The organism is Mesorhizobium sp. WSM4850, assembly GCF_055811735.1.
On record NZ_JBVVPV010000083.1, the window covers coordinates 1 to 11445 of the forward strand.

Annotated in this window: 6 protein-coding genes and 1 pseudogene; 4 read left to right on the top strand and 3 right to left on the bottom strand. The window is 59.0% G+C overall.

Translation table 11 applies throughout. The features are described 5' to 3' along the window. Positions 1-124: 124 nt before the first annotated feature. The 3 genes and pseudogenes from AC0L2Z_RS33975 to nifA form a co-directional block, all read right to left on the bottom strand. Positions 125-754, bottom strand: a pseudogene (locus tag AC0L2Z_RS33975) (LLM class flavin-dependent oxidoreductase); the annotation flags it as partial. A gap of 87 nt (positions 755-841) precedes the next feature. Then, positions 842-1990 (bottom strand): histidinol-phosphate transaminase, encoded by a 1149-nt coding sequence (hisC, locus tag AC0L2Z_RS33980; RefSeq protein WP_473630465.1) that lies wholly within the window; start codon positions 1988-1990, stop codon positions 842-844. Positions 1991-2222: 232 nt separating this feature from the next. After that, positions 2223-4007, bottom strand: a complete 1785-nt coding sequence (nifA, locus tag AC0L2Z_RS33985; RefSeq protein WP_473480733.1) for a nif-specific transcriptional activator NifA — start codon at positions 4005-4007, stop codon at positions 2223-2225. Between the two features lie 1152 nt (positions 4008-5159). On the opposite strand from nifA, the gene AC0L2Z_RS33990 reads away from it, so the two are divergent. From AC0L2Z_RS33990 to AC0L2Z_RS34005, 4 genes are all read left to right on the top strand, one after another. Next, on the top strand, positions 5160-6461 hold the full coding sequence (locus tag AC0L2Z_RS33990; protein ID WP_473480736.1) for a dicarboxylate/amino acid:cation symporter: 1302 nt from the start codon (positions 5160-5162) through the stop codon (positions 6459-6461). Between the two features lie 282 nt (positions 6462-6743). Continuing rightward, entirely contained in the window at positions 6744-7808 is a 1065-nt protein-coding gene (locus tag AC0L2Z_RS33995) for a LacI family DNA-binding transcriptional regulator (RefSeq protein ID WP_473480739.1), read from the top strand. Between the two features lie 1409 nt (positions 7809-9217). Next, the gene (locus AC0L2Z_RS34000; protein WP_473480646.1) at positions 9218-9901 is read left to right on the top strand and encodes a transposase; all 684 of its coding nucleotides are present in this window, start codon (positions 9218-9220) and stop codon (positions 9899-9901) included. A 756-nt stretch (positions 9902-10657) separates the two neighbouring features. Next, positions 10658-11445 (top strand): IS110 family RNA-guided transposase (locus tag AC0L2Z_RS34005; RefSeq protein WP_473630466.1); only part of this gene is annotated, 788 nt, incomplete at its 3' end.

Below are 11445 nucleotides of genomic sequence, written 5' to 3' on the forward strand. Positions count from 1 at the left end.
AAGGGAATCGCAAAACCGAATTGCAGGAAAACAGCGCTCATAAACCGCCAATCCTGCAATTCCAAAGCCGCTATCCGTCTCAATCAACATGCCAGATCAATGGCTTGCGGATAGTTCACGGTCGACTAATTCTGCGAACAGAAGAGGCAGGTCCAAGGCACGCGATATTGGCGCCACTTGAAGCGGCCCAGCTGGCCGACTCGGGTCTATTGGTGGCGATCCATGTCGGTGGATGGGGGCGCTGATAAGATCTCAGCGTCAAAGGGACGTCATTCAGCTCAAAATGGCGGCCGCTATAGGACAGCGTGTCGCCCTTCATCGCCTTGATAAGGATTTCGCTGGCTTCCGCATAGTGACCTGGCGCCGCCTCCGCAGCAATCCCGAAGTAACCCAGTTCGACTGGGAGAGAGCCGCGTCCTATACCCAGTTCGACCCTGCCACCACTCAACTGGTCCAGCATGCAGATCTCCTCGAACGCACGCAGCGGATGATAAAGGGCAAGGAGCATTACCATCGGGCCGACGCGGAGGTGCCGGGTGCGCTGGACGACGCTAGATAAGAACAGATTCGGCGATGGGCCCCTCCCGTGCGGAGTGCAGTGGTGCTCTGCCAGATGATATGCGTAGAAACCAAGGTGATCGCAGGCCTCTGCCAAACTCAGGCGATCGGCGTATTGCCGGGCAATCTCGCAGCCGTCCTCGTCCAGATGGTCGAATATGCCGAAGGTCAGGCCCTGTGGGAAGGCATTCTTCACGCGATTTTCTCCAACTCTTTGCAACAGTTCGTGGCTCGCAATGATGCAAGCAAATTCAAATTATCGGTGCGCTTAATGGCCGGGGAACTATCGACTGGTTAAGGCAGAAGCAGCAGCCGCTGACGGCCGGCACAGCGGGATCGTTTTCTCCGCCCTTCCAGCTATCTCTCTGGCGGCCTCAAGGAATTCATCCATCTCGGTTTTCGTACCGATGCTGATGCGGATGTAATTTTCCAGCCCTGCATCCGGAAAGAAGGCGACGAGTATCTTTTGCCTTTCCAAGGCTGCTTGCCACCATGAGCCTTCCTGCCCCGGTGGCACACGCGCTAGCAGGAAATTTGCGTGAGAAGGTATTACGGAAAATCCGATTTTCGACAGTGCCACCGTCACTCGCTGTCTTTCATCCCTGATGTGCTTGTGGTTCTCGGCATAGGCGCCGCGGTGCCCAAGCACACTGATGCCAACAGCCTGGCCGATCACGTTCATGTTGAAGACGTTCTGGAGATCCCGCAGCCTGCCAATGACTTCGGGGTGGCCAAGTCCGAAACCGACGCGAATGCCGGCGGTGGCATAGCTTTTCGAGAATGTTCTCAAGATCAGGAGGTTTGGATAGCGATCGAGGAGATGCAGACCATTGTCCGGTGCAAAATCGACATAGGCCTCATCCAAGACAATCAGACGGTCTGATTGTGATACCAGGCGTTCAACATCGGCCACAGGAACAAACGTTCCGGTCGGATTGTTTGGGTTGGCCAGCAGAATGAACTTGGCATCTTTTGCCGGTCCCAAAAGCAAGTCTTCGACGGGCAAGGAATGATCTGCGCACCATCCGATTTCGAGAAATTGAGCACCCTGCAAACGGGCAAGTTTGCGGTTGAACGAAAACCCCGGCGACATCACCGCCATTCTGTCTCCTGGAACCAGGAAAGCTCTGTAGATAAGCCCGAGCAGTTCAGACGATCCGTTTCCGGCGATCACCTGATCCTTCGAGACGCCGTAGGCTTCCGACGCTGCTTGCCTTAAGCTGACGTTGTCGTCTTCTGGATATAGATATTGCCGTTCAAGAGCCGCCATCGCACTTTGCATTATGGCTTTCGGCAACGGAAACGGGTTCTCGTTCGTGTTTAGCTTGACGCAACAAGGATCCGGCGCCGGTTTGTCGGACAGCAGAACATCTAACTGTCCCGCTACCTGCGAAAGGGAAGAAAGCACAGTTTGCAGTTTTGCATCAGACATCAATTTTTCTCCGTTTCAGTCTCAGTGCGTCCGGCACGAGCTGGTGATCAAGACAGGGCCTGGACCACCGACGATAGCGCTGCCGTGAGACCCGGGTGCACGGTGGGGCGACGACCGCGGGGGCAGCGCGGTCTGTGCGATCGGATCGGAATTGCAGGAGCCCCGCATCACTCCTCAAGGGCGCCAAGGCACGAATACTTGATTGTCCCAGCTACTCGGCTCGGTGATTTGTTCAAAGACGTTTGATCACGATGCCGTATTTCCTCAACACGTAGCCGATCTGGCGCGGCGTCAGTCCGAGCAGGCGTGCCGCCTTTGCCTGGACCCAGCCACATCTCTCCATCGCCTGGATGACACGTTCGGCATCGGCCATTCTCGCAGAGTGGACTACCCCGACTGGGTCCAGCGGCGGCTGCCCTTCGGTCGCTGACGGCGGTGGGACGGCGGCAGAACTAACCCCAGCAGCCGGCGGTATGGCCCGAACCACTGGTAGCGGCCCGATCGGCGAAGGTTGCAGCGCGACTTTGCCAACTCTGCAATTATGCAGCGCCTCGGCGAAGCATTTGCCCTGGCAGCATGCAAAGTCGTCTTTCCCGATTGATGGCCCCGCCGCCAGAACCGCGGCACGATACACGCAGTTTTCCAGTTCGCGAATGTTGCCGGGAAAGTCACAGTTTATCAGTACTTCGATCGCGCTCGGATCGAAGGTCAACATAAGGCCATTCTCATCGTTGAAATTCTTGAGAAACTCAGCTGCAAGTAGCGGAATATCGCTGCGCCTTTCGCGAAGCGGCGGCACCAGCAAGGGAACAACACTGATGCGGTAGTAGAGGTCGGCACGGAACTCGTTTCTGGCAACTGCCTCTTCCAGGTTCTTGTTCGTGGCGGCAATGATGCGGACGTCGACTTTAATGGTCTGGTTGCCCCCGACCCGCTCAAACTCCTGCTCCTGCAGCACGCGCAAGAGCTTTGCCTGGAACGAGGCCGAAATCTCGCCAATCTCGTCTAGGAACAATGTCCCCTTGTCGGCGAGCTCAAAGCGCCCCTTGCGCGAGTTGAACGCACTTGTGAATGCACCCTTCTCATGGCCGAACAATTCGGATTCCAGCACAGTCTCGGGTAGCGCCGCGCAATTGAGCTTGATGAAGGGCCGCTTGGCGCGCGGGGACAACTCGTGGATAGCCTTGGCGACCAGCTCCTTACCGGTACCGGATTCGCCTCGCAACAGAACCGCAATCTTGGCCTTGGCTACGAGCGCGACCTTCTCAAGCAGACCTCGCAACGCCAAACTGTCGCCAATCATCCCCTCCACGTGAGTGTTACGCTGCGGGGCCAGGCGCTTCTGCTTTGGCAGGGAGTCCTGCTTTGCCATCGGTTGCTCGCGGTCGCCCTCGAAAGAGCGATGCGACTTCACTGCCTGCCCTACCAGGTTGGCGACTAGCGGGAGCAGACAGAGGCTGTAATCGAGCCAAACTCTTGAGCCATGGCGCAGTACGTGGTCGATAGTCAGCGTGCCCACGACATTTGCATCGACGCTAATGGGAACGCCGATGAAGGACACTGGTATGTCGTCGGAAGCCCCGAGCACGTCCATGTCGGCGGCGGTGAAAGCCGGATGAACCGCGATGTTCTCGGTGGCCAGGGGCTTGTCCGTCGCCAAAACCTGGTCGATTGCATTCCGCGGAAGGTACGTCCGGCAGCGCTCACTGCAGCTCTCGGTCCGGCCGGCGCCTGCGATGATTTCCAGTTCGCCATCACCGTCGAAAAGAGAGATGATGCCGTGCCTCATCTGCAGAAACGATCGCAGCAGGTCTACAACCTTGGCCAGCCTGACCTCGAGCCCGGAGGGGGCGGTGAGCGCTTTCGAAATTTCGTAGATGCCGGCAAGCGCGCTCGCGCGCGACGGCAGAATGGCGGGTTCCAAGTCATCCCTTTTGGTGTCGTGGAGTGATGTGCAGCTTGACGAAGTCTGCTCAGCACTTTCTTCAGATTGGCGACCATTGTCCTGATCTAACATGTCATCCTCGATCTTGGGGCGCGACAGCAACGCCGCGCCATCTGGATCTGCGATGTCCCCGGCGTAGACGCATCGTCAGATGGCATCAGGGCCCGAGCCAACGATGGCCGGCACCAACAAGAATTTCTTCGCCCCGCGAGCCGCAGCATGATTGGCGCACTTGCTTGCGGGTGGGAGCCGCTTACCGGAACGCTTGAGACGTTGATGCAGGTAGTCGTGAGGTGTCGGCGGCAGGACGCCAGAGTTCCGCAGGCGACATACTGCCTTGCATAAGATCAAGTGTGGGTCACGGTTTTGGGCGTCGGTCAGGCCCTGACGAGGGGCAAGCCCGAAAGACGCCGGAGGCAAGGCTTGATGCATGGCTCGGCTATTCCTTACTGAACTGGGGCGCGGTTCAGGCTTCCGGAGCGCAGCCACACGTTGCCCTACAGAGCGGGAATGAGGATGGCTAGTCAACCGAGCTTTCCTCGCATTTCTGAAAGGAAAGCACGAGGACATGATAGAATTCCATCAACTTAGATTTGCCGACGGATGGACATCGAACGGCAGAGTAACCGCGGCGTGTTCACGGAGGACCGGCGCGGTGAGCGTACAAGGTCGACGCCCCCGGGATGCTGTCGGCATTAGGGCGGCTGCGTCGACACTACGGCCCGAAGTGTCGTCGAGCGGCTAAAGTGTTCGCGCTATGAAGCATCTTCTGAGTCGCACCGATGCGCACCAAGTCCCGTGAATCATTCCGTCTTATCGACGACCCGTCGAGAAGCCACGGCTGCAGCGGGAGCGCGGTAAGAGCCCGCTCGTGTAGGGAATCCTCCACTTCCGTGCCCGGCCGGGTCGCAAATGCGACAAAGAAGCGAGCGGGCACAGCGGATCGCAGAGTTACCGACTGGTGGCTGTCAGGCTAAAGCAATGGGTGCAAAGCTGGCGTTAGTGCGGGATTTCGCCCGAGATGACGGCAACAGTGCGGAAGCTCGCACAACCCGCCCTTACTGAGGCTGCCTCACCGAGCGGAGGAATACCTTATTGGGCGCGGGCCTCCACTTGGCACAACACTTGCTGTCGACATGCCAGCAGCGCGTGACCGGAGCGCCGCGATGGGAGAAGCGCGGGAAGGGAGGAGGCCCCACCCCGATCCGGTCAGGGAGAGAAAAGCTGTTGGCTCCACCAATCCGAAGCGCGGGTCCCGTGCCCCGCAAGGCCTTCTACGCCCAGCTCTACATTCAGGTGCTTACCGCCATCGCCCTCGGTGTCGCAGTTGGCTATTTCTACCCGGAGGTCGGCGAGAGCCTGAAGCCGCTCGGCGATGCTTTCATCAAGCTTGTCAAGATGATTATCGCGCCGGTGATCTTCCTAACCGTGACGACCGGCATTGCCGGCATGAATGACCTCAAGAAGGTCGGCCGGGTCGCCGGCAAGGCAATGATCTATTTCCTCACCTTCTCGAGCCTCGCATTGATTGTCGGTCTCATTGTCGCAAATGTCGTTCAGCCGGGTGCCGGCCTGAACATCGATCCGGCGTCGCTCGATGCCCAGGCCGTGAAGGGCTATGCCGCCAAGGTCCACGAGCAGTCGGTGACCGGCTTCCTGATGAACATTATTCCCTCGACGATCGTTAGTGCCTTCGCCGAAGGCGACATCATGCAGGTCCTGTTCTTCTCGGTGCTGTTCGGCATTGCCCTGGCGATGGTTGGCGACACGGGCAAGCCTGTGCTTTCTTTGCTTCAGGCGCTCCTCGCGCCGGTGTTCAAGCTGGTCGGCATTCTGATGAGGGCCGCGCCCGTCGGCGCTTTCGGCGCCATGGCCTTTACCATCGGCAAATATGGCATCGGTTCGGTGGCCAACCTCGCCATGCTGGTCGCCACGTTCTATTTCACCGCCTTCCTCTTCGTATTCGGGATTCTAGGCGCGGTCTGCCGATACAACGGCTTCTCGATCTTTTCTCTCGTGTGCTACATCAAGGAAGAGCTGCTGCTGGTCCTAGCAACGTCCTCCTCGGAGGCCGCGCTGCCTTCGCTCATCGCGAAGATGGAGAACGCCGGCGCGAAGCGTTCCGTCGTGGGTCTCGTCATCCCGACTGGATATTCCTTCAATCTGGACGGCACCAATATCTACATGACGCTCGCCGCCCTCTTCATCGCCCAGGCAACGAACACGCACTTGTCGATTCCCGATCAGATTTTCCTATTGCTTGTCGCGATGCTTTCCTCGAAAGGTGCCGCAGGTATAACAGGGGCCGGCTTTATCACCTTGGCTGCTACGCTCTCCGTAATACCAAGCGTTCCCGTTGCTGGGATGGCCCTCATCCTTGGCGTGGACCGCTTCATGTCCGAATGCCGAGCGCTGACGAACGTAATCGGCAATGCGGTGGCCTCGCTGGTTGTCGCCCGCTGGGAAGGCGAACTGGATGAAACGCGCATGAAAGCTGCCTTCTACGGGAGCTTGCCGAGAGATTAAACCGACCACGCGCCCCAGCAAGATTGCTGCAGCGCGACCAGCCAAGTCGCCGGCTCATCAGCCACCAAACAATCGGCTCGCCGGGTCTAAACAGCGGTTCGCGGGCCACAGATCAGAAGCATCAAATGCGGTGAGGACAAGAAACATGGACGCCCTATGGAAACGGACCGCAGACCGAGACGCGCCCGGGTGCGCCTGGAGCGCTGATCAATGTATAGGCCGTCGATCGGGGAGGATGCCGAAATCACTTTGCCGCCCCAATCCGTCGCCGGCATGCACCGGATGACGGAGCGCCAGCCGATCAAAATCGGAGCGACGGCAAAGCGCCCTACAATTGCCGATCTCGCCCGCGAAGCGGGGGTGAGCGTGGCAACGGTCGATCGGGTGCTGAACGCTCGCCTTCCGGTGCGGGAGGAGACCGCGCGTCGCGTCCACCACGCGGCCCACGCGATCGGCTATCATGCTGCGGGACTTATCAAACAGCGCATGGGAAAGGACCTGCCCCGCTACCGGCTGGGCTTCATCTTGAGGAAACCGGCCCAGCATTTTTACCAGGAGTTCGCGCGCGAGGTCGAGGCGTCGGTCAGTTCGGCCCACTGCTTCCACGGCATTCCGCTCATCGAATTCGCGCCGTCACATTTGCCTGGGGATCTGACGGCACTGCTTAAGGATCTTGGTAGCCGATGCCACGCAATCGCCATGGTGGCGCCAGACCACCCGAAGATCACGGCAACAGTCGAGGAGCTCAAGGCGAAAGGCATCCCCGTCTTTTCGCTACTTTCTGACTTCGCCGCCGGCGTGCGCGAGGGCTACATAGGTCTCAACAACCGCAGCGTCGGTCGGACGGCAGCTTGGATGTTCTCCAAGGTCGCTAAACGGTCTGGCAAGGTGGCCGTGTTTGTCGGCAGCCACCGTTTCCAGGGTCATGAGCTGCGGGAAAGCGGGTTCCGTTCCTATTTCCGTGAGAACGAGCCAGCATTCGAGGTGCTGGATACGCTCGTCAATCTTGAGAAGCGACAGATCACCTACGAGGCGCTGCTGGATCTTATGCAGCGGGAACCTGAGCTCGTCGGCTTCTACATGGCCGGCGGTGGCATGGAGGGGGCTATCTCCGCGCTCCGGGAAGAGGGCAAAGGCCAGGATCTCGTCGCGATCGTGAATGAAATCACGCCGGAGTCGCGGGAGGCCCTCGCGGACGACATCATCACGATGGCGGTGGCGACGCCACTGCGCCGACTTTGCCAGGAGCTGATGTTGCTGATGGATCGCGCCATCAAGACCGGCACCGCGGAGACGCCGGGGCAGACATTTCTCCCGTTTGACATCTATCTGCCGGAAAACATCTGAAATGATGTGATCTATCGCCATGGCAGACATTCCTTTCATAAATGGCCGCGCAGTCCACTCCACTCGGGACGGTATGCGCATTCAAATGAAGTGTACGCTCTGCTCATTCAGATCGAGGCCGGAGACGTGCTGGGGGATCTCCTCAATTCAATCACGTTAGATGAAGCTAAGCGTGAAGCTCTTACAAAGGAGCTTCGCTGTGGGAGCAGCGCTGCATTCGGCTGCATCCCTCACAAGCTGCTCGCGTCCGCCGATCGTTTGCTGGACGAAGGATAACGGGCCCACCAAAATGGCTCTTTCGCTTCATGCGGTGTTCCGAACAGGAGCGGTGCGTTGCCCAGAGTCGGACCGCTCACTAATGGTCGGGCGACGCCGACGCCGGTCGGGGGCAGTTTTGGCGCCTGTTTTGCAGCAATGCTTGCTGATGGCTCAGCGAAGTCCCCCGTGATCGCCGGGCTGCCGGAGAGGCAACCAGGCGTGCGCCCTTCAGCATTCCCAAACCTGATCGTCGTCGGCCTTGAGAACGCGCCATCGATCGAACGCGAAAAGCGGGTTGGCCGGCCTTCAGGAGGAGGCGAACACAAGTGAAGCGGCTTGAAGCTCGGCGTGAAAGGGGAAGCAACTTTTCCGGACATATCGTGAGCGCGGCAAACTCGCTCCCAAGAAGTATAGCGGCCCGGTAAAGGCTCGGGGAATTCATGCACTCCGCGGGCCACGAAAACGTCCTGCCTAGGGCAAGCCTATATTGGCTTTCCCGATTGCGCACGACGCCGCCGCGTGGCTCCGCAAAATTCACTCGGTCAGTACCGGGACGACGTTCCGACCAGGCGGCCGCCGCGGTACTCGTGAAAGAAGGGTCGCCCCAGCAACGACTGCGGCGACGAGTAGCTTCGGTCAGGCTCCGTTCTTGTCGAAGAAGCCTGTCATGCTCTGCCGCTGCCGGACGACGCTCGATGCGAGTTCGACTCGGCTCGAGCCCTCGCCTCTCCCCGCTCGCCAATTCTGCGCAGCTGTCCGTTCTTCGGCGCCAACCGATGTCGGTAATCAGCGGGCTAGCGTCGGTAGCACCGGCCTTCGGAGGTATGCCGTCCTGCACTGCCAGCGCAGACTGGATCGCAGCTCTTGAGCAGCTCCTTTCAGTTCGGATGCCAGCCGTCGCTCTACCATCGAAAACACGGGAGATAGCTTTTGCATGCTGCGGGAATCCACCACCTCCTCGGTCCCGAGATGGCATTGCATACTTGCTCTTAGGGGCTCATAGGAACTGGTCTGTTCCGGGGTGTGCGTCGCCAGCAGGGCTTGCTCGGGCGGTCCGATGCATATAGCTCGGCTACAGAAGAAGCGGCCAGACCTTCATTCGCCGTCTGCCGCGACTTCCTGCATAATTCGTGTTCAATAAGGAACCACCTATGAGGCGTCAGCCCCGAGCATTCACGGTGGAGATCAGACAGAAGCGCAGTTCTCAAAAACGGAGTCGTTCGATCTGGAGCGATGTCGATCTTACCGCAGCAATGGCCGAGACAACAAGGGAACTCGAGGAGATGGAGTTGCCAAATGGTCGCCCTGTTGACTCAAGTGTTGTAGCGCTTGATGCTGAACACATGCACAAACCGCGAGCGGAGTATCTCATGGCAAATCCCCTGGACGCAGAATCAGTAACAACTGCAACGCAACCGGCAGCCAAAGTAGAGAGGCCTCAAAAGAAGAAAGCCCAACGGTCGCCGAGAGCGAAGGCTGAGCCCAGGCCGCCTGCTCGGAAGAATGCGCCCAATGCGGCGTCTCAGGCGGAGGAAGCACCAGCAGCGACCGTGCGGACCGGACGCAAGGTCTACTCTGAAAAGGAGCGCGCCCAGATGCTCGCCCTGATACAGAAGTCTATCAGTGGCGGCGCCTCCCACAAGAGCGCCGTAAAGCAGGCCGGCATTTCAGAACAGACCTACTACCAATGGAAGAAAGCTGCGCTGCCTGCATCGGTTGGTGACGATCTGAAGGACCTCGTCGCGCTTGAGGAAGAAAACAAACGACTGAAGAGCCTGCTCGCGGAACGCCTGCGCAAGGAGAACGCGGAACTGAAGAGGAAGCTGGGGTTTTAATAACGCTGAATCGCAGATCGGAGCGCCAGAATTCTTGTCCCACGCGCTATCCGAGAGCGCATAGCTACGGGTCTGGCATCGGCACTTCTGGTCGGAGGAAGCGGTCGTCGGTGATCCCGGAGAGGCCGCCGAGGTGAAGCAGCAGCGGCGCGACCGCGGTCCTAGAAAAAGATCACCTCAGGACCACCTGCGGTTGGCTTCGCGCACTCGCCCTTTGTCCGCCGTCAGTTGCTCTTCGTCCGAAAATTCCGATAGTCCGCCGCCCTCAGCATCAGATCCAACCTTCGCCTTGCGGGCCCATCGAACTGCCGCGGCCGCCCAAGGCAGTCCAATGCCAGTGTTGACAATGGTGATCCGGCAAGCATCTGCATGAGCGGGACACAGGAGCGATCTCGAATGACGCTCAATTTGCCTACGCGCCTTAGACCGGCACTCGCGCCAGTAGCCCGTGTCGGATGAGATCGATGCTGGCGGCAAATGGGCCTGCAGTGTCATTCAATGCGTGGACTTCCTCGACGAGCTCAAGAGAAAAGGGACCCGTATAGCCGCCATCAAGTAGCGCCCGGATCTGGCTGCAATTGTCGGAACCTCCCAGGATGCGATCCGGGTGAACCCACAAGGTTGGATCGTTTATGCCTGAAATGTGCACGAGACCGGTCAGATCGCAGAAGATGGGATGGTTGCCGCCCTCCCCAGACGGCATCGCAATGTGCCAAGGTCGTGGTGTTCAACGCCACATGAAGGAGAGGACGGCAAATGAAAGATACTATGATCGGGGTGGACCTGGCAAAGAACGTTTTCCAGCTTCACGGCGCGACAATGACGGGGCATCTGAGATTCCGTAAGAAGCTGACGCGGTCACGGTTCCGGCAGTTCATGGCATGCCAGCCGCCTGCTGTGGTTGTGATGGAAGCATGCGGCAGCGCGAGCTACTGGGCTCGAGAAATGGTCAAGCTTGGCCACGAGGTGAAGCTGATCGCACCTCAATATGTGCGGCCCTTTGTCAAACGGCAGAAAAACGATGCTGCCGATGCTGAAGCAATCGTCGTTGCAGCACAGCGCCCGGAGATGCGTTTTGTACAGCCGAAGTCGGAAGATCAGCAGGCATGCGCTGTGTTGTTCCGAGGTCGGGAGCGCCTCCTCCATCAGCGCACCGAGCTTGTGAACGCTCTGCGTTCGGTGCTGTACGAATATGGTCACATCATTCCGAAAGGGATCGCCCATATCAAGCGGATTGAGACTATTCTGGAGGAGCCGAACAGTGACCTGCCTGCTCTGGTGCGCGAGGAATGCTTTGATCTGCTCGAACAGATTGCTGAAAAGACGGCCCGGATCGACGTCAAAACGGCAAAGGCCAAAGCCCTTTCCCTGGCGACCGATACAGCGCGGCGCCTGCAGACAATGCCTGGTGTCGGGCCCCAGACCGCGTTGGCGATCAGCGGCTTTGCTCCGCCGATGGAGAGCTTCAAACGCGGGCGGGACTTTGCGGCCTGGCTTGGGCTCGTGCCACGTCAATACACCTCCGGCGGCAAGGAGCGACTTGG

What these genes read in the sequence shown, in the direction of transcription:
- AC0L2Z_RS33995 (WP_473480739.1), top strand. Translation starts at nt 6,744, where the DNA reads ATGACGGAGCGCCAGCCGATCAAAATCGGAGCGACGGCAAAGCGCCCT.
- hisC (WP_473630465.1), bottom strand. Translation starts at nt 1,990, where the DNA reads ATGTCTGATGCAAAACTGCAAACTGTGCTTTCTTCCCTTTCGCAGGTA.
- AC0L2Z_RS34000 (WP_473480646.1), top strand. Translation starts at nt 9,218, where the DNA reads ATGAGGCGTCAGCCCCGAGCATTCACGGTGGAGATCAGACAGAAGCGC.
- nifA (WP_473480733.1), bottom strand. Translation starts at nt 4,007, where the DNA reads ATGTTAGATCAGGACAATGGTCGCCAATCTGAAGAAAGTGCTGAGCAG.